Annotated in this window: 21 protein-coding genes; 12 read left to right on the forward strand and 9 right to left on the reverse strand. The window is 48.5% G+C overall.

All coding sequences use genetic code 11. The annotated features are described in order from the left end of the window. Positions 1-195 precede the first annotated feature (195 nt). Entirely contained in the window at positions 196-1,605 is a 1,410-nt protein-coding gene (gene bcaP, locus I8U21_RS05370) for a branched-chain amino acid transporter BcaP (protein WP_483316384.1), read from the forward strand. Positions 1,606-1,670: 65 nt separating this feature from the next. Here bcaP and I8U21_RS05375 read toward each other — a convergent pair whose 3' ends face one another. Both I8U21_RS05375 and I8U21_RS05380 read right to left on the reverse strand, forming a co-directional pair. Further along, the gene (locus I8U21_RS05375; protein WP_181732256.1) at positions 1,671-2,723 is read right to left on the reverse strand and encodes a M23 family metallopeptidase; all 1,053 of its coding nucleotides are present in this window, start codon (positions 2,721-2,723) and stop codon (positions 1,671-1,673) included. 99 nt (positions 2,724-2,822) lie between these two features. After that, a complete protein-coding gene (locus tag I8U21_RS05380; protein WP_198053439.1) occupies positions 2,823-3,797 on the reverse strand; it encodes an ABC transporter substrate-binding protein in 975 nt (324 codons plus the stop codon). A 206-nt stretch (positions 3,798-4,003) separates the two neighbouring features. On the opposite strand from I8U21_RS05380, the gene I8U21_RS05385 reads away from it, so the two are divergent. The 3 genes from I8U21_RS05385 (at position 4,004) to lipA (ending at position 7,198) form a co-directional block, all read left to right on the forward strand. Further along, a complete protein-coding gene (locus tag I8U21_RS05385) occupies positions 4,004-5,017 on the forward strand; it encodes a FecCD family ABC transporter permease (protein ID WP_198053440.1) in 1,014 nt (337 codons plus the stop codon). Then, a complete protein-coding gene (locus I8U21_RS05390) occupies positions 5,014-6,054 on the forward strand; it encodes a FecCD family ABC transporter permease (protein WP_198053441.1) in 1,041 nt (346 codons plus the stop codon). The genes I8U21_RS05385 and I8U21_RS05390 overlap by 4 nt, the downstream gene beginning before the upstream one ends. Before the next feature lie 241 nt (positions 6,055-6,295). Further along, positions 6,296-7,198, forward strand: coding sequence for a lipoyl synthase (gene lipA, locus I8U21_RS05395; protein ID WP_181732260.1), 903 nt, complete (start codon positions 6,296-6,298; stop codon positions 7,196-7,198). 46 nt (positions 7,199-7,244) lie between these two features. On the opposite strand, the gene I8U21_RS05400 is transcribed toward lipA, so the two are convergent. After that, positions 7,245-7,922: a YhcN/YlaJ family sporulation lipoprotein gene (locus I8U21_RS05400; RefSeq protein ID WP_181732261.1), complete on the reverse strand. Its 678-nt coding sequence runs from the start codon at positions 7,920-7,922 to the stop codon at positions 7,245-7,247. Positions 7,923-8,051: 129 nt separating this feature from the next. Between I8U21_RS05400 and I8U21_RS05405 the strand changes: the two genes are divergently transcribed. Beyond that, a complete protein-coding gene (locus I8U21_RS05405; protein ID WP_181732262.1) occupies positions 8,052-8,345 on the forward strand; it encodes a YutD family protein in 294 nt (97 codons plus the stop codon). Between the two features lie 61 nt (positions 8,346-8,406). Here the strand turns inward: I8U21_RS05405 and I8U21_RS05410 are convergent, their stop codons facing one another. The 5 genes from I8U21_RS05410 to I8U21_RS05430 form a co-directional block, all read right to left on the reverse strand. Beyond that, positions 8,407-8,655, reverse strand: coding sequence for a hypothetical protein (locus tag I8U21_RS05410; protein WP_181732263.1), 249 nt, complete (start codon positions 8,653-8,655; stop codon positions 8,407-8,409). A gap of 54 nt (positions 8,656-8,709) precedes the next feature. Beyond that, a complete protein-coding gene (locus tag I8U21_RS05415; RefSeq protein ID WP_181732264.1) occupies positions 8,710-8,982 on the reverse strand; it encodes a DUF3055 domain-containing protein in 273 nt (90 codons plus the stop codon). A gap of 51 nt (positions 8,983-9,033) precedes the next feature. Beyond that, positions 9,034-9,648 carry a MerR family transcriptional regulator gene (locus tag I8U21_RS05420; RefSeq protein ID WP_181732265.1) on the reverse strand — a complete coding sequence of 205 codons (615 nt, stop codon included), beginning with the start codon at positions 9,646-9,648 and terminating at the stop codon, positions 9,034-9,036. 157 nt (positions 9,649-9,805) lie between these two features. After that, positions 9,806-10,144, reverse strand: coding sequence for a spore coat protein (locus I8U21_RS05425; RefSeq protein ID WP_198053442.1), 339 nt, complete (start codon positions 10,142-10,144; stop codon positions 9,806-9,808). A gap of 15 nt (positions 10,145-10,159) precedes the next feature. Then, positions 10,160-10,396 carry a hypothetical protein gene (locus tag I8U21_RS05430; protein ID WP_181732267.1) on the reverse strand — a complete coding sequence of 79 codons (237 nt, stop codon included), beginning with the start codon at positions 10,394-10,396 and terminating at the stop codon, positions 10,160-10,162. 140 nt (positions 10,397-10,536) lie between these two features. On the opposite strand from I8U21_RS05430, the gene I8U21_RS05435 reads away from it, so the two are divergent. From I8U21_RS05435 to I8U21_RS05455, 5 genes are all read left to right on the forward strand, one after another. Then, positions 10,537-10,953: a DUF86 domain-containing protein gene (locus tag I8U21_RS05435; protein ID WP_181732268.1), complete on the forward strand. Its 417-nt coding sequence runs from the start codon at positions 10,537-10,539 to the stop codon at positions 10,951-10,953. 32 nt (positions 10,954-10,985) lie between these two features. Further along, complete coding sequence (locus I8U21_RS05440) at positions 10,986-11,615, forward strand: helix-turn-helix transcriptional regulator (RefSeq protein WP_181732269.1); 630 nt, start codon at positions 10,986-10,988, stop codon at positions 11,613-11,615. Between the two features lie 123 nt (positions 11,616-11,738). Then, positions 11,739-12,470, forward strand: a complete 732-nt coding sequence (locus I8U21_RS05445) for a class I SAM-dependent methyltransferase (RefSeq protein ID WP_198053443.1) — start codon at positions 11,739-11,741, stop codon at positions 12,468-12,470. Further along, a complete protein-coding gene (locus I8U21_RS05450; protein ID WP_198053444.1) occupies positions 12,467-13,231 on the forward strand; it encodes a TIGR01457 family HAD-type hydrolase in 765 nt (254 codons plus the stop codon). Before I8U21_RS05445 ends, I8U21_RS05450 begins: the two co-directional genes overlap by 4 nt. A gap of 19 nt (positions 13,232-13,250) precedes the next feature. Next, on the forward strand, positions 13,251-14,216 hold the full coding sequence (locus I8U21_RS05455) for an MBL fold metallo-hydrolase (protein ID WP_198053445.1): 966 nt from the start codon (positions 13,251-13,253) through the stop codon (positions 14,214-14,216). 49 nt (positions 14,217-14,265) lie between these two features. On the opposite strand, the gene I8U21_RS05460 is transcribed toward I8U21_RS05455, so the two are convergent. Beyond that, positions 14,266-14,778 carry a phosphatidylglycerophosphatase A family protein gene (locus I8U21_RS05460; RefSeq protein ID WP_198053446.1) on the reverse strand — a complete coding sequence of 171 codons (513 nt, stop codon included), beginning with the start codon at positions 14,776-14,778 and terminating at the stop codon, positions 14,266-14,268. A gap of 89 nt (positions 14,779-14,867) precedes the next feature. Here I8U21_RS05460 and I8U21_RS05465 point away from each other — a divergent pair, with 89 nt between their 5' ends. Together I8U21_RS05465 and I8U21_RS05470 are read left to right on the forward strand one after the other, a co-directional pair. Beyond that, positions 14,868-15,647 carry an SDR family oxidoreductase gene (locus I8U21_RS05465; protein ID WP_198053447.1) on the forward strand — a complete coding sequence of 260 codons (780 nt, stop codon included), beginning with the start codon at positions 14,868-14,870 and terminating at the stop codon, positions 15,645-15,647. Positions 15,648-15,703: 56 nt separating this feature from the next. Continuing rightward, positions 15,704-16,885, forward strand: coding sequence for a phosphotransferase (locus I8U21_RS05470; RefSeq protein ID WP_198053448.1), 1,182 nt, complete (start codon positions 15,704-15,706; stop codon positions 16,883-16,885). Positions 16,886-16,938: the final 53 nt, after the last annotated feature.

A 16,938-nucleotide genomic window follows, 5' to 3' on the forward strand; every position in this document is an offset into this window, starting at 1 on the left:
CCGGACGAAGGATCAACCCCCTTTGGAAACCAACGGTTTCAAAGGGGTTTTTTCTTTGATAAATTCTTTTGATTAAGCAAGAATTTATTATTTAATTTTACAAAAATTTAATATATAATATATACACAGTTTTATTTTCAAAATAATTTAATAAGAGAGATTTTTCGAAATCAAAAAGGGTTAGGGGGTTTCTGAGTGGAGATTTTCCGTAAGAAGAGTATTCAAGAAATGATTCAAACAACTCAACAAGGCACCACGCTCCGTAAAGAATTAAACGCGGTGGATCTGGCGATGCTGGGCGTTGGGGCGATTATCGGGACGGGGATTTTTGTATTGACGGGACTGGGATCCCTGGTCACCGGACCGGCACTGCCTCTCTCTTTTATTATTGCGGGATTTACGTGTTTGCTTGCCGCATTTACTTATGCTGAATTTGCCTCATTGGTCCCCGTGTCCGGATCCACCTACACCTACAGTTATGCCACATTGGGAGAATTTTTTGCCTGGGTGATCGGTTGGGATCTGATTCTGGAGTATTTGCTTGCCGTCAGTTCCGTCTCGGTGGGTTGGTCCGGCTATTTCCAGTCATTGCTGGCCGGGTTTGGAATCCAAATTCCTCATGTGTTAACCCAGTCACCCCTGATTGACGGCACAAGCATCATGAATTTGCCGGCCTTTTTGATCATTCTCTTCATTACTTGGTTGCTTTCCATCGGCGTGAAAGAATCGAAACGAGTCAACAATATCATGGTTCTGATCAAAGTGGCAGTGATTTTGCTCTTTATTCTGGTGGGTGCCTTTTATGTGAAGCCGGAGAACTGGACCCCCTTCATGCCGTTTGGAATCAAAGGCGTCTTTCAAGGAGCCGCACTGATCTTCTTCGCTTATCTTGGATTTGATGCAGTGAGTACGGCGGCAGAGGAAACCAAAAATCCGGCAAAAGATTTGCCGAAAGGGATTTTGTGGTCGCTTGGGGTCGTCACCCTGCTTTATATGGTTGTGTCTGCATTGATGACCGGAATTGTTCCGTTTCAACAATTTGAAAAGCATGCCGATGCTCCGGTTGCTTACGCCATCAGCATAACCGGACAGGATTGGCTGGTCGGGATTGTCAGCTTGGGGGCTGCCATCGGCATGATCACGGTCATGCTGGTCATGTTGTACGGCCAAATCCGGATCATTTTTGCGATGTCCCGGGACGGATTAATGCCGAAGTTTTTGTCCAAAGTGCATAAAAAATACCGCACGCCGTATGTTTCCACCTGGACGTTGGGGTTGATTGCCGCATTCCTCGGCGCGTTTGTTCCGTTGGATCAGCTTGCTGAACTGGTCAACTTGGGAACATTGGCGGCTTTTGTTCTCATCTCGGTCGCCGTGATTGTCCTGCGTTACAAACAGCCGGATTTGCCCCGGAAATTTAAAACCCCGTTGGTTCCGTATGTCCCGGTTTTGGCCATTATCTTCTGTTGTGTGTTGGCATTCAATCTCGAGGTGATGACGTGGGTCCGTTTTCTGATCTGGTTTGCTGTGGGGCTCCTCTTTTACCTCGTGTACGGATATGAACATTCGAATCTTCGCAAAAAATCGAATTCCAATTCGGAATGAATAAGGGAATGGATTTCAAGCAAGCATGGTGTGGGAAATCACACCATGCTTTTTCCATTTATTCCTCAATCGATCCATCTCCAAGTGTTTTTGAACGAAGCAGATTTTTTCTTTTTTTGCTTTTTTTGTTTGTAAGCTTCCCGTTCCCATTTTTTCAGTTGGGGATAGGGGTCAAATGAAAAAGTGTTTTCCCCGTTGAAACGGTAAATGCCATAATGCAAATGGGGAGGGAACTTGCCGGAGGTTCCCGGGGGTCCGTATCCGGAAGAGCCCACCGTGCCGATCAACTCTCCGGGTCGGACGATATCCCCTTTTTTCAGCCCTTTGCGGAAATGGTTCAGATGGGCGAAATAGTGATAGTTGTTATGGATGTCGCGAATTCCGATCCGCCAACCGCCATAGCGGTTCCAACCGATTAATTCCACATAGCCGTAGCAGGTGCTTAAAACCGGGGTCCCGTAACCGGCAAAAATATCCGTCCCTTCATGAATGCGCAACCCGCCCCAACCACGGCGGTCGCCCCAGGTATCATGGTATGTGTAATTATACCGGATCGGAATCGGAAAATTTTTTTCTTCCAGATCCAATCGGTTGAATTTTTGATAAATTTTCGCAATATGGGTGATCACATCCACTGCCACGGGATGTTGGTAATAGTCCCATAATCTGGCCCGGATCTGGTCTTCTTCCACTCCGTTTCCGGACAGGAAAAGAGCGACGGAATACAGGACGTCGATATCATTCTCCCGATTGGCCAGATGGTCGCCGTTCCCGTCTCTGCCGATGCCTTGAAAAAATGATATCGACTCCGGGATGTTGTCATCCGGATCCGGATTCAGCTTTCCGGCCCAACGTTCTTCCGGGATTTGAATGGATAATAATTTACGGTCGGGGTTTTTTTCTTTGTCGTCTTTGGCTTGGTTCCGGTTTTTCCGGATATTTTTTTCATACTGGTTCATCGCCGCCAGATAATACCAAGGAACCCCGGATATGGATTCCATGGCTTCAAACAGATGAAGAAGTTCCTCTTGGCCGGCTTGATCCCGGCCGGTGGCGACGGCGGACGGGGAAGGAAAGAGAAATGCAAGAAAGAGAGCGAGTGTGATCAACTGTTTCATCATGAGAATCACCATGTGTCTGAAGTGAATGATAAGGATAGTTTGCACCGACCGGAAAAATTTATGTACGGATAAAAAAACAGCCCGGTGGCAGGCTGTTTACTCCGATGTGGCAGATTCTCTTTGTTTGATCATATTGATGTGCTGATTTAACTGATCCAGCATCAAGAAAGCGGCTTTGGCTCCTCCCGCAGTGTTCCAGATCACATCGTCCACTTTAAAAACCATGTTGTTTTTTACGGCTTTAAAATTTTTCCAAAGCGGATCGGACGTAAATTCTTTTTCCTGGGCATCGCCTTGGGTATCTCCGAAGTTATAAGTAAAGTAGAAAAGAATATCCCCGTCCGCCTGAGGGATTTGTTCTTTGGTGATCACGGTGGCGAAATCGTTTTTGTTTTGGATTTCCGGACGTTTAAAGCCGATATCTTTTAAAATGACTCCCGAAAAACTGTTCAATTGGTAAAGACGGGTGTTTCCCGCTATAAAACGGACGACGGATACTTCTTTGTTGATCAGATCCCCGGCATTTTTCCGTACGGCTTCCACCTTTTTGCGATACTCATTCAAAACTTCTTGTGCTTTCTTTTCCTGTCCCACGGTTTTCGCATACAACAAGAAGTTTTGTTTCCAATCCCCTCTCAGATCTTCAGAGAAGACGGTGGGGGCGATGGCACTCAATTGATTATATACTTTTTCCTGACGCATTTTATTGCCGATGATCAAGTCTGGTTTTAAACTGGCGATGGTTTCCAGATTGGGCTGAAGTTCCGTTCCCACGGATTTCACACCGGACAATTCCGATTCCAGATGGTCATACCACAGATCCCCGTCCGGGGTAAACCCTTGAACCGCACCCACGGGTTTGATTCCGAGTGACAAAAGGGCTTCCAAGCCTTCATTGGTCAGCACCACGATGCGTTTGGGATGCTCAGGAACGGGAGTGGTTCCCATGGCATGCTTAACCGACCGGGTGGGTGAGTTGTTTTCTGTGGTGGTGGAGAAGTTGGCGCATCCGGTGACGATGAGCGTCAGAAGCAAGCAAACGAGGATCCCGTTTTTGATCCAGCGAGGCATGTCCTTGACTCCTTCCTAATTGAAAATGATTATCATTTACCATGTATTTTTAATATAGGGGAGTGTGACATTCTTGTCAAACCTTTTTTGATAATGATTTTCAAAATCGTTGACACCTTTTAATGGATCACATAGACTAAAATTGATTTTTAAAAGAATATGTGCGTGTTTAACGGGGGAATGGGTTGGATAGAAAGGGGACGGGCATGGAGGAAATTTTTGCAACCAAGGGATGGAAATGGACGGGACTTTTTCTGGGAATATTTTTGGCTGGTTTCCTCATTGTGGTAAGTATCAGTGTCGGGGTGACGCCGGTTCCTTTTGAAACGGTGATTGAATCCTTCACCAATTTTCAGAACACGAATGAACATTTAATCATCCGGACAACCCGGGTGCCAAGGACGATCATTGCCGTTGCAGTGGGAGCCAGTTTGGCCGTTGCCGGCGCGGTGATGCAGGTTTTGACCCGGAACCCGCTGGCCTCGCCCTCGACTTTGGGCGTGAACCAAGGAGCTGGTTTGTTTATTGTTTTGGCGGTGTCGTTGTTTTCTGTCACCGCGATGTCATCCCTGATGGCGATGGGTTTTGTCGGGGCCGCGTTTGCCATTTTCATCGTGTATGTTTTGGGATCGGCCGGCCGGGACGGGATGACGCCGGTGAAGTTGACTTTGGCCGGCGCTGCGGTGATGGCGCTTTTTTCGTTGCTTACACAAGGATTTCTGACCATGAATGAAAGAAGTTTGGAAGAATTGTTGTTTTGGCTGGTCGGATCGGTGGAAGGAAGAAGTTTGGATTTGGCCATTCCGGTTTTTCCGTTTCTTTTGGCCGGCGCGGTGATGGCGCTTTGTCTGGCACGGACTTTCAATGTGCTCATGATGGGGGAGGACGTGGCCAGAGGACTGGGAATGAATGTCGGAATCATTAAGCTTTTGGGTGTGGTCATGGTTGCATTTTTAGCGGGCGGATCGGTGGCCATTGCCGGTCCGGTTGTTTTTGTCGGGCTGATTGTGCCGCATTTGGTTCGTGTGCTGGTCGGGAACGACCATCGTTGGCTCTTCCCTTATTGTTTGGTGTACGGTGCCATTTTGCTTTTACTTGCGGACATATCGGGACGGCTGATCATGCAGCAACAGCCCATTCCGGTCGGCGTGATGACGGCACTGATCGGAACGCCGTTCTTTATCAGTTTGGCCAGACGAAAAGGGAGGGAGCGGGGATGAAGCATTATTTTTCCGTGCGTTGCGGCTGGTTTTCCGTCATGATGGACAAAAAAGCGGTGTGGATCATCAGCTCGTTTGCCGTGCTGACGGGATTGGTTTTCACTTTCGGGTTGATGATCGGGGAAACCCCGGTTTCTTTGCCGGAAGTGATTCAGGCTTTTTTCGGCCGGGGAGAAAATGCTTTTGTCATCCTGACGCTGAGATTTCCAAGGATCTTGATCGCCATGATGTCCGGGGCGGCACTGGCCTTGTCCGGAGCGATCTTGCAGGCGGTGATCCGAAATCCTTTGGCTTCTCCGGATATTATCGGGGTCACCGGCGGCGCTTCCGTGGGTGCGGTTGGCGTGATCACTTTTTTCAGCGATTGGTCCAGCAACTTGTCCATTCATTTGTTTTGGGTTCCGTTTGCCGCTTTCATCGGAGCTTCCGTGGTTGGAGCGCTCATTTATTTGCTTTCATGGAACCGGGGGGTTTCCCCGCTTCGTTTGGTCCTGATGGGAATCGGCTTTTATACGGCAACCCAGGCATTGACCAATCTCATTATTTTATTCGGCCCCGTTTTCCATGCCAGCCAGTCCAAGATGTGGATCACCGGAACGGTTTACGGGAGCAATTGGGACCAAGTGGCGGTCTTATGGCCCTGGCTTTTGCTTTTGATTTCGGTCGCCTTGCTGTTTGCCCGCCATCTGAACAGCGGTCAGTTGGGAGAAGAAGTGGTCAAAGGGCTGGGGGGAAACAGTGACCGGATCCGGATCGGGTTCTTGTTGTTGAGTACCGGTCTGGCCGGATCGGGAGTGGCTTTTGCCGGGGGAATCAGTTTTGTCGGCTTGATTGCGCCGCATTTGGCCCGTCGGCTGGTGGGGGCTTCGTATGGGGCGATGTTGCCTCTGTCCGGATTGTTGGGGGCCGTTTTTGTGATGGTGGCCGATATCATCGGCCGGACTGTCCTGGCGCCGGCAGAGATCCCGGCAGGCGTGTTTACCGCTGTGATTGGTGCCCCTTATTTCATTTATCTTTTGATCCGGCAGCGCCGGTGAAAGGCCGGCTTTGTACACGGCTGGTCTTTTGATTATGCAAAAATGATTTTTTGCGTTATAGTATAAAGGAACATCGATTTTGCCATTTTAAGTGAAAATGATAAAAACACTTGTGGAAAAAACATTTTTTTGCAATGGTGAAAACGGAAACGATCCGGCTGTTCCCTCTTGTACTTTGTGAAATTTTTTGCAAGGTTGGGAAAGGCGGTTTGGTGTCGATTTTGATTGTGGAGGGATTCAAGTGGCAAGCGATAACCAAGCAAAAAACCGGCAGCGGAAACCAGAATGGCTGAAAGTGCGTTTAACCACCAATGAAAATTTCCGCGAATTAAAGAAGATGATGCGGGGAAAAACCTTGCACACGGTATGTGAAGAAGCGCGCTGCCCGAACATTTATGAATGTTGGGCGAACCGCACCGCGACTTTCATGATTTTGGGGGACATTTGCACCCGGGCCTGCCGTTTCTGCGCCGTGAAAACCGGGCTTCCGACCGAACTGGACTGGGCTGAACCGGAACGGGTGGCGGAAGCGGTGGAACAGATGGGAGTCCGTCATGCCGTTGTCACATCCGTGGCCAGGGATGATTTGAAAGATGGCGGGGCTGCCATTTTTGCCGCAACCATCAAAGCCATCCGCAAACGGAATCCATTTACCAGTGTGGAAGTGTTGATCCCTGATTTCCAAGGAAATTGGGATGCTTTAAAAGTCGTGATGGATGCAAAACCCGATATTTTGAACCACAATATTGAAACGGTTCGCCGCCGTTCCGACCGGGTCCGTTCCAAGGCAAAATACGACCGTTCTTTGGAATTGTTGAAACGGGCCAAAGAAATGCAACCGGATATTCCCACCAAATCCAGCCTCATGGTCGGTGTGGGGGAAACCTTTGAAGAAGTGGTGGAAGCGATGCAGGATCTTCGCGATCACCAAGTGGACATTGTCACCATCGGACAATATTTGCAACCGACGAAAAAGCACCTGAAAATCGAACGGTATTACACGCCGGAGGAATTTGAAAAATGGAAAGAAATCGGGTTGGAAATGGGCTTTTCCCACGTCGAATCCGGTCCGTTGGTGCGCAGCTCTTATCATGCGCATGAACAAGTCCGGTCTGCCAAACAAAATAAAGAAAAAATGGCTTGAATCTGCAAAAGCAGTGCCGTCCTTTACGGGATGACACTGCTTTTGTTCATTTTTCCAGCGGGTTGATATCCCGAAGCCCGTTGGGTTCGATTTGTTCGTTCACATCCGGTGGGGTGTCGTCTCCCAGCCGGCGCAACAAATCTTCCAAATCTCCCCGGACACCTTCCACATCGTTATTGGTGGACATCCGCATCCCGATATCGGTGATTTTCTCATTCAGGTTTTTGTCGCTGGTGACATGAACCCGGTAATAACGGGGGGTTAAGCTTTCGGCCGTGCGTTTCGCTTCTTTGACTGTCTTCGGGTCGACTTTCCCGTTTTTTGTGTTCACGCCGATGAACACCCGGTCATCCGTGACCAGTGCGGTGGCTTCTTTGACATTGGGCAGGTTGGTCACCATTTCCGCAATATGTCTTGCCAGCAAAGGACGGTCCACAAACACATCGGTTTTTCCCGCGCTTTTTTCGTCATAATTTTGGGGGGTGTATTTGAAATATCCGATTTCGTTTTGTCCCCCGCCGCGTGCTTCTTCATTCCCGTTGATCGAATCGTTGCTCGTTCTGCCGATGCGTGTGTCATTGTTTTGTTCGCGGTAAAGCGGTTCTTCATCACTTTGATTTTCCATTCCCTGATTTCTGTGGTTTTCTCCCCGGTTGTCAGGAGAACAAGCGGTCAGCGAAAAAGCAAAGATGCCAGAGAGTAAAAAGATGATCCATCGATTCATGCCATTCCCTCCTTTTGTTTTATAAACTGCCCAAAAGGAGTCCGTCATAACGGGGCTAAATTTTTCCGGAAAATAGGAGGGATATGGTAACATATAAGTAGAGATTTGTAATGGAAAAGGTAGGTCGTTATGGAGCGAATTTATATACATGGCCATGAGTATGAGTTATTGACCAACCATCGGGAAGGTTGGGATCCGGAAGCGTTTAAACGCCGTTTTAGCGAAATTCTGGAAAAATACGATTATATTGTCGGGGATTGGGGGTACGGACAACTGCGGTTAAAAGGATTTTTTGCCGATCACCGGTCACGTGCCACGGCTGAAACCAAAATCAGTTATTTGGAAGAATACCTCAATGAATTTTGCAATTTTGGCTGTGCCTATTTTGTGTTGAGAAAAGTGAATTCAAAAGCAAAAAGTTAACGTCAAACCGGCCCGTCGTGATTGAAGAGACGGGCCGGTTTTCGATGGAAAGCGGGTTGATTCATTGATCATCGGGTTCATCATGGGTCGGATGGCTGCCTGGAAACTGTCGTTGCAACCCTTCATGAAACTCCCGCATTTCATATGTAAAACGGGGAGAAGCGTGTTGTGCGGGCCGCCAGGGAGATGATTTTCCCGGCTTGCCGCTTACAGCCGCCCCGTAAGGTCCTTCGGGAAATTCTTCCGGAACCAGCTCGTTTTGTTGGGATTCCACCGTTTTCAGTTCCCGGAAATTCTGCTTTTTTTTCATGCACTGTTCCTCCCTTTGGGATTAAGGTGTGTGAACCAAAGGAAGGTTATACATTTAAACAAGGGTATGCAAAAATTGCCGTAATTCGTCCGCTTCGTCTTCTTTCAATTGATACACTTCTTCCAGATAACCCGGCTCATCCACGTCGTCCGGGCCGATGATGGCAAACCGGTTGGATTGGAGGTCCAAAACCAAAAGTTTGCCGTAGAAACGATCCGTAAAGGTAATGGCAAGGTCAAACCGGTTGGTGTTTCCGACAAAACTGACAAAACGGGTTCGGGTGTTTTCCTTTTCATCATATAAAACCATGAGGTCCTGATTTTCCATCTTTCTGCTCCTTTGTTGTCGTTTGACCCCATTATACATGAAAAGGATCCATTATAAGAGTCCGAAAAAACGGGCTTTTTTCTGCCGTCTGGGCAACAGTCCCTGTTCCCCGGTTGCCGCTGTCAGCCGTTGGGTGAAGGTCACATTGCGCAGCTCCATCCGCAATTGATCCTGTTTTTTTCGGATTTCATCGAACATTTGGTGAACTTCGTTGGCAGAGGCGGATTCGTATTGGACCGACAACAGTTTATGTTGCATTTCGTCCAGGGAATTAAACAAGCTCATCATATGCTTTTCGATATGATTGATCCGGTTCATCATCTCTTCCAGTAAATCGGTCATGCCATCCATCATCTCCATCATGTCTTGCAAGCTTCTTTCCGTCTCTTCCATGAACTCCTGGGAAGGGGAAGCGGGATAAGGGCTCATTTTCCCTTCCTGGATCAATTCCTCTTTGACTTGTTTCATGGAACGGTGCGGTTCTTGCAGCCGGCTTTTAATGTGGGACAGGCGTTGAAAGCTTTCTTTGGATAACAGATAATGTCCCCGTTCGTTAATATCGGGTTGAATATATTCTTCAAAAGTATCAATCCATTTCCGGATGGTGCGGGCATGGACTTGCAGTTGTTCCGCGGCTTCTTTGGTGGTCATGTGTGACTCTGCCATAACCGAATCCTCCTTTTTGCGCTGTATATTTGTTAACGATTTCGAGATCTGTAAATAAATTCCTTCCCTCTGACAAAGGAAGTCATTTGCTGACAATTTCCTTGTTCAACGGACAGAAAAAACCTCTCCGCTTTAAGAGGCAGGAGAGGTTTATCCTTCAGGAATAGGGGAATTGTGTACGGTAGTTGCTGAATTGCTGGAATTTCTGGCTGATTTTATCAGGTTGTGCCGCTTCGAGTTTGTACCATCCTTTTTGATGCATCAGATTGAACAGGTCGCGGCTTGCTTTTTGGACATCCGACAAACACTGCATTTGCAATTGAAACAATCCTTCTTGGCTTGCTTCATGGCAGGCTGTGTTGTAACCGTATGCCAAATATTTTTCCGTGGCCAGGATATCATTGATCCGGTCCTGGTCATTCAATTCCGGACCTTTGACTTTCGGCAATCCGGTTGATTGCTGAGGTCCCATGTTTTGTTGGGGTGTGGATTGCATCAATCATTCCCTCCCTTATTGTGTGACCGACGGATTTCCGGCGCCGGGCGCTCCGGTCGGTCCTGTGGCTTGTTGTAATTGATTTAAAAGCATTTCGTAGTGATTTTGATGCATTTGGCCAACTTGGTGAAGCAGTTGGCGAACTTGTTCATCTTGGCACTCTTGGGCGAAGTGATAGCATTTTTTCATCGCCAAAAGTTCCCAGGACATTTCATCGCTCAAGTACGAAAGATCTTTGGTGGAGATCTGCATCACGGATCCTCCTTTACAGGAAATTTACTATTAATCTTTGTTGGATCGTTTTCATTTATTCTTGAACAGGCTTCCCTTATAATTTTTGTTTGAAGGATTCATTTATCGCGGTTGGAAACCGGCAGAAAGAGGGGAAAATCATGGTTTATGATGTGGATGTGGAGCGGATTGAAAAGCAGTTGGAACATTTGGAGCAATGCGCCATCGTGTTGGAACGGTTGGGAAAAGAACCGTCAAACACGGAAGACCGCTTTGCGTTGGAGCGGGCTTTGCACTTGGCCGTGGAATGCATGATTGATGTGGGAACGGTCATGATTGACGGATTTATCATGCGGGATCCCGGCGGATATCTGGACATAGTCGACATTTTGCTGGATGAAAAAGTGATTGATTCAAAAGTGGGCAACCGGGTAAAGGAGCATGTTCATTTGCGGGACCGCTTGGTCCGGTATTATACTGAGGTCGACCTGGACGAGCTGAAGCCGTTTCTCAAAGACAGCGGCCTTTACCGTGAGTTCCGCACGCAAGTGCAGGAATATCTGAAAAGAGAGTTATAACGGAGCCATTTGGCGGGGAGGGGGTGGAAGAAATGAATGAAACCGGATCGACACGAATGCAGATCATGACGATGCTTAAAACCGAAGGGGGCTTGACCGTCAGCGAAATCGCCGAGCGGTTGGGTGTTACGGAAATGGCGGTCCGCCGGCACATGAACCAATTGGAGCGGGACCAATTAATTGTGCCGCAACTGCTTCGAAAGTCCATGGGGAGACCGAGCAACCAATACTTCCTCACGGAACGTTCCGAGCAGTACTTTCCAAAAATGTATGCCGGGTTTGCGATGGAGATCCTGAAGGATCTGGAAGAGAATTACGGGGAGGAGATGATCCAATCCGTCTTCAAAAACCGGGAAAAGCGCCTTTTGAACGAACACTTGTCTGATTTTCAAGGAAAGAGCCTGGATGAAAAGGTGAGACAGCTGGCTGAACTTCAGGACGAAAAAGGATACATGGTGAAATGGGAAAAAGAAGGAGAAGGGGTTTACCGGTTTGTCGAATGCAATTGTCCCATTTCACAAGTGGCCAGTGTATACAATCAGGCATGCCAATGTGAAATGAATTGGTTTTGCCAGCTGTTGGATGCCGAGGTGGAACAGGAAGAATGCAAAGCGATGGGCGGTCAAAATTGTGTCTATGTGATTCGTGAGCGGAAGGAATGAAAACAGGGAAACTGTTAAAACGGCACGAGGATCGGCGTGTCGTTTTCTTTTTCGAAGTTTCTGGTACTTGTGATACAATTTAAAAGGAGAATAGTTCCTTTTACACAAGCAGGAGGGAAATCCATGCCGCAATGGTATGAAGAAAGTTTTGGAGAAGATTATCTCATCGTATATAAGCACCGGAATCAGCAGGATGCATCCAAGGAGGTGGAACAAGCCGCCAAATGGCTGAATTTGACCCGGGATGATTTGATTTTGGATTTGTGCTGCGGAATGGGCCGTCACAGTATATCGCTGAAGAGAAGGGGTTATCAAGTGGCCGGCCTTGATTTGTCCGCGGTGTTGCTGAAAAAGGCCCTGGAACAATCGGAAGGCTTGGCGATTCCGTTTATCCGGGCGGATATGCGGACGCTGCCTTTTGTTGACGGGTCTTTTGACGTGGTGCTCAATTTGTTCACCTCGTTCGGGTATTTTCAAGAAGACGCGGATAATGAGCGGGTTTTGTCGGAAATTGCCAGGGTGTTGAAACCCGGTGGCCGCTTTTTGATTGACTTTTTAAACCGGACATCGGTGGAGAAAAACCTGGTTCCGGAAAGCCGGCGGCAGGTCGACGGACGATGGATCAAGGAAAAACGGTGGATTGAAGGCGATTTCGTCTGCAAGTCGATCGAATTGAGCGATGAACGTGGAAAACGCACCTATCAGGAACGGGTCAAAATGTACGACTATGAACAATTGATTTCCATGTTGGAAAAATACTCATTAACGTGTCAGCAAGTCTATTCGGATTTTAACGGGGAACCTTATTCTCCTGAAGGAAAAAGAATGATTGTGACAGGTTGTGTGAAAAAATGAAGCAATACAAAGGATATTTAATCGATCTGGATGGAACCTTGTACCGCGGGGATCAAGTGATCCCGGGAGCCTTGGAATTTGTGAAACAGCTTGACGAGGAACAAATTACTTATCTTTTTTTGACCAATAATTCGACGCGTTCGCCGGAACAGGTGGCCGAAAAATTGCGCCGCTTTGGTTTTCCGGCAGAAGCGGAGCAGGTCTATACCTCATCGTTGGCCTGTGCCCGCTATCTTGAGGAAAAAGAGGATGTGAAGTCAGTTTATATTGTCGGGGAAGAAGGGCTTTACCAAGCGATCACACAAGCCGGGTTTGTGGTGACCGATGACCATCCCGATGCGGTGGTGGTGGGATTGGATCGCGATTTCACTTACGAAAAAATGAAAAAAGCCTTTTTGGGCATCCAGGCTGGAGCCGAATTGATCGGAACCAATGCGGACCGCGCTTTGCCCACTGAAGAAGGTTTTTGGCCGGGATCCGGTTCGCTGGCGATGGGCATCGCCGCAGCGGCGGGAGTGGAACCTCGTTTTATCGGAAAACCGGAACCGGTGATCATGCGCTACGCCCTTGAAAAACTGGGTTGTCAGAAAGACGAAGTGCTGGTGGTCGGCGATAATTTGCAAACCGATATTTTGGCAGGAGTTCGTGGCGGGATGGATACGCTTTTGGTTTACACGGGAATCACGACCCCGGAAATGGCAAAACGTTCGGAGATTCAGGCCACTTATGCGGTGGATCGCTTGACAAGCTGGATGAAATGAAAAGAGAGGAGACAACCCCATGAAACAGTGGGAGGACATCATCGAAGTACCGATTCCTTTGCCGTTTGCTTTAAAGATCATGAATGCTTATTTGATCAAAGGAAAGACGGGATACACCATTGTGGACACCGGCCTTCATGACGAAGCCGGTCTGGCTCGGTGGGAGCAGGCGCAAAAAGAAGGGAACTGGTCGTGGGCGGATGTGGAAAAAATTGTCCTGACCCATTATCATCCGGATCATTACGGTCTGGCCGGACTGCTGCAACAAAAAACGAAAGCTCCGGTGTATATGTCCAAAACCGACTTTGATCAGGCGCAGCTTTTCTTTTCCCGGGAAAGCAACATGCCGGAGCAGTTGGCTGATTTTTACGCGAAACACGGGCTGACACCGGATCGGATCGCGCAAATTTCCGGCCACATGCAAAGCTTTTACCCGTGGGTGGAGCCTCACCCTGAACCGGAATTCATTGAGGCCGGAGAAACGATTCGACTGGGGGACCGTGAATATGTCATCTGCCATACCCCCGGCCATGCGGACGGTCATTTGAGTTTCTACGATCCCGAACGCGAATTTCTCATCGGCGGGGATTTCTTGTTGCCCAAGATTACTCCCAATATCAGTTTATGGCCGGCTTGCCACCCGAATCCCTTGCAAGTTTATCTGCAAACTTTGGAAAAAATGAAAAGCTTGCCGGTGAAACGGGTGTTTCCGGCCCACGGATCATCGTTTACCCATTACCGGGAACGGATTGACGCATTGATCCGGCATCACAAAAAACGGTTGGCTTCCATCAAGGACAAGCTGAAAACGCACGGGCGTTGCACTGCTTATGATCTGTGCAGGGATTTGTTCGGAACCAACTTGAACATCCACAATTTGCGGTTTGCCCTGGCAGAAACGTTGGCTCATTTGGAATACTTGAGAATCAACGGAGAGATTGGCCGCGAGTGGTCCGAAGACCAATACCGGTATTTTGTGAACTGAGAAAAAAGGCACGGAGCGATGGAAGAACCCTTGCTCCTTGCCTTTTCCGTTACAGATCAAAGCTCTGGCTGTGTGCGATTCTTGCGGATGCGGAAGCGGCGATGGCCCCCACCAGATCGTCCAAAAAGGTGTGCGTTTGTTTGCCGTCATGATTGTTTAACCGGGCAAGCACACCGGGTTTGACCCGGTCGATGTACCCGTAATTGGTCAGGCCGATGCTCCCGTAAACGTTTAAAATGGCAACGGATAAAATTTCGTCGATTCCGTATAATCCTTCATCATTGTTGATGATACTCAGTAAAGGTTCTTCAATCTGTTTTTTTTCAGCGAGCATATCCAGTTGAATGCCGGTCATCACGGCATTTTGGACTTCTCTTTTGGTCAGGACGTGACGGACGCTTTCAAGACATTTCTCCATGGTCAAATCCGGGATATAGTCCTTCTGCAGGAAAAAAGTGAGTTCTGCAATCTCTTCAAGGCGGACGCCCCGTTTTTGAATCCAATCCAGTGTGGCTTGGTAACACTTTTCATCAGCAACCGGTGGAAATGCTTCTTGATCCATGCTATCTCTCCTTTCAGGAGCTCGTGAAAATTATTTTTTCCGTAACCGATCGAAATATGAGTTTGATAAAGGAAGGAGACCCTTCAGGAATGAGTCACAAGAAAGTGGCATTGATAACAGGAGGATCCGGTGGTTTGGGAAAAATGGCCGCCGTGGTTTTGAGTCAGGACCAATGGTCTTTAATGGTGAATTGCCGGCGCCGGAGAAAAGAAGTGGATGAATGGGCGGATCAAATGGCCCGCCAGGGGACGGAGATCGGGATCAGTGTCGGAGATCTCCGCCGGCGGGAAACGGCCCGTCAGGTTGTTTCGGAGACCATGGAACGATACGGGCGGATTGACGCCTTGATTCATGCGGTCGGCCCGTTTATTCGGGAACGAAAATGGTTTATTGAACATACCCCCGCCGAGATCGAAGAAATGGTGGAAGGGAATTTGTTAAGTGCCATGTGGATGGCGCATTCGGTGATCCCGGTGATGCGCAGGCAAAAGTGGGGAAGGATTTTGTTTTTTGGATTTGGCAGGGCGATGGAGGCCCCGGCCTGGCCGGACCGCTCGGTATATGCCGCGGCTAAAACCGGATTGGTTTCCTTTGCCAAAACGTTGGCGGTGGAAGAAGCGCCGTTCGGAATCACGGTCAACATGATTTGTCCGGGGGATATCGTCAAGGAACGGAAAGAAATGTGGATCGATGAGGTCAAAGCGCTGGACGACGGGGAAACGCCGCGTGGACGGCCCGGTTCGGGGGAGGATGTGACCCGGCTGATCCAATTTTTGCTCGAAGAAAAATCCGATTTTGTGACGGGAAACATCCTGCAAGTGACGGGCGGGTTGGATGTCATTCATCCGACTTCCAAGCGCGAAGCGTGACAGGGAACCATCCCTTACCTCCGCACATATCATGGTGGATGAGAGGTGAGGGATCAATGCCTGTATTGAAAAACAAAGAGGAGTGGGCCTTCTTAACCGGGGAAGAACGGCTGGATGACTGGATCCGCTATCATTACGGACTTGACTTGGTATCGGTGGAACCGGTCGGAGGCGTGTTAAAGTTGGAAACCGACCAAGGTTTTTTTGTATTGAAACGGGTCCGGATGAGGGAAAAAGACCGTTGGCAACAGATTGCCCGGCTGGCTGATTTCTTGTCGCGGCAAAAAGGGCTGTCGTTTACGATGCCAAAGCCGGTCCGGACGAAACGAAAAAAAATTTCTTTTGATGGTTACCGCTATCCGTATGTTCTCCTCCCGTGGCTGGAAGGAGAGGCTCCGCAGCTGAACAAGGCGGAGGAGTGGCGGCAATTATCCCGGGGAATGGCTTCTTTTCATTTGGCAACCGCCGGGTTTGAAACCTGGAGAATGCCTGATCCGTGGAACCGGATTGGGAAATGGGGAGATTGGTGGTTGCAAGTGTATAAAGAAATGGAAATTTTCCATCTGGCGGCCCGATGGACATCGGTTCCCACGGAACTGGATGAAATCTGGCGGAAAGTTTCCCATTATTCGCTGGGCTTGATGAAAAATTTGTTGAAATATTCGGGGAAAACGGAGCTTGACCGGTTATGCCTGGAAACGGCAAAGTACGGGAACATCAGCCACGGACGCTGGCACCGGCGGAATCTGTTGATCCGACCGGATGGGGATTTTGCCTTCATTGATTGGAATGAAATGGTTGCCGACGTCCGTGCGGCCGATCTCGCCGACTGGTTAATGTATGCCTATGGAAGAACCCAAAGCCCGGAAGTGATCAAAACCATCCTGAACGGTTATCAGGAGGCATCGGAATTGACTGACGCCGATTATGCTTTGATTTATGCCCGGTTGCTCTTTCCCGGGCGATTGGTCCGACATCTGCGGAATGTTTATCTGAATGAAAAAAAACCGGGGAATTTCACCGTCCGGTTGGTACATCAGGCTATTTTAACCGAACAAAAAAAGACGAATTTGCTGAAGTGCTATGCACAATTGGTGCGTGACCATTTTCACGCATCCATCCCGGAAATTGATTGGATTCATAAAAAAGAGGATCCGGTGCCGGAAGGAGGGGATCGTTTCCGGGAAAATGACAACGGTTGGGAAGAGGATTCATTTTTCAATGATCCGTACTCCTGAGCAATCCAAACAAGTATTCAAGCCAAAACGGGTCATCCATTGGACTCGATTCC

Origin of the sequence: Thermoactinomyces sp. CICC 23799, assembly GCF_016055145.1 — a bacterium.
GTDB classification, from domain to species: Bacteria; Bacillota; Bacilli; order Thermoactinomycetales; family Thermoactinomycetaceae; genus Thermoactinomyces; species Thermoactinomyces intermedius.

What these genes read in the sequence shown, in the direction of transcription:
- I8U21_RS05420 (WP_181732265.1), bottom strand. Translation starts at nt 9,648, where the DNA reads ATGGCAGAGTCACACATGACCACCAAAGAAGCCGCGGAACAACTGCAA.
- I8U21_RS05405 (WP_181732262.1), top strand. Translation starts at nt 8,052, where the DNA reads ATGGAGCGAATTTATATACATGGCCATGAGTATGAGTTATTGACCAAC.
- I8U21_RS05380 (WP_198053439.1), bottom strand. Translation starts at nt 3,797, where the DNA reads ATGCCTCGCTGGATCAAAAACGGGATCCTCGTTTGCTTGCTTCTGACG.
- I8U21_RS05450 (WP_198053444.1), top strand. Translation starts at nt 12,467, where the DNA reads ATGAAGCAATACAAAGGATATTTAATCGATCTGGATGGAACCTTGTAC.
- I8U21_RS05445 (WP_198053443.1), top strand. Translation starts at nt 11,739, where the DNA reads ATGCCGCAATGGTATGAAGAAAGTTTTGGAGAAGATTATCTCATCGTA.
- I8U21_RS05375 (WP_181732256.1), bottom strand. Translation starts at nt 2,723, where the DNA reads ATGAAACAGTTGATCACACTCGCTCTCTTTCTTGCATTTCTCTTTCCT.
- I8U21_RS05425 (WP_198053442.1), bottom strand. Translation starts at nt 10,144, where the DNA reads ATGCAATCCACACCCCAACAAAACATGGGACCTCAGCAATCAACCGGA.
- I8U21_RS05460 (WP_198053446.1), bottom strand. Translation starts at nt 14,778, where the DNA reads ATGGATCAAGAAGCATTTCCACCGGTTGCTGATGAAAAGTGTTACCAA.
- I8U21_RS05455 (WP_198053445.1), top strand. Translation starts at nt 13,251, where the DNA reads ATGAAACAGTGGGAGGACATCATCGAAGTACCGATTCCTTTGCCGTTT.
- I8U21_RS05415 (WP_181732264.1), bottom strand. Translation starts at nt 8,982, where the DNA reads ATGGAAAATCAGGACCTCATGGTTTTATATGATGAAAAGGAAAACACC.
- I8U21_RS05410 (WP_181732263.1), bottom strand. Translation starts at nt 8,655, where the DNA reads ATGAAAAAAAAGCAGAATTTCCGGGAACTGAAAACGGTGGAATCCCAA.
- I8U21_RS05435 (WP_181732268.1), top strand. Translation starts at nt 10,537, where the DNA reads ATGGTTTATGATGTGGATGTGGAGCGGATTGAAAAGCAGTTGGAACAT.
- I8U21_RS05465 (WP_198053447.1), top strand. Translation starts at nt 14,868, where the DNA reads ATGAGTCACAAGAAAGTGGCATTGATAACAGGAGGATCCGGTGGTTTG.
- I8U21_RS05390 (WP_198053441.1), top strand. Translation starts at nt 5,014, where the DNA reads ATGAAGCATTATTTTTCCGTGCGTTGCGGCTGGTTTTCCGTCATGATG.
- I8U21_RS05440 (WP_181732269.1), top strand. Translation starts at nt 10,986, where the DNA reads ATGAATGAAACCGGATCGACACGAATGCAGATCATGACGATGCTTAAA.
- I8U21_RS05400 (WP_181732261.1), bottom strand. Translation starts at nt 7,922, where the DNA reads ATGAATCGATGGATCATCTTTTTACTCTCTGGCATCTTTGCTTTTTCG.
- I8U21_RS05470 (WP_198053448.1), top strand. Translation starts at nt 15,704, where the DNA reads ATGCCTGTATTGAAAAACAAAGAGGAGTGGGCCTTCTTAACCGGGGAA.
- I8U21_RS05430 (WP_181732267.1), bottom strand. Translation starts at nt 10,396, where the DNA reads ATGCAGATCTCCACCAAAGATCTTTCGTACTTGAGCGATGAAATGTCC.
- I8U21_RS05385 (WP_198053440.1), top strand. Translation starts at nt 4,004, where the DNA reads ATGGAGGAAATTTTTGCAACCAAGGGATGGAAATGGACGGGACTTTTT.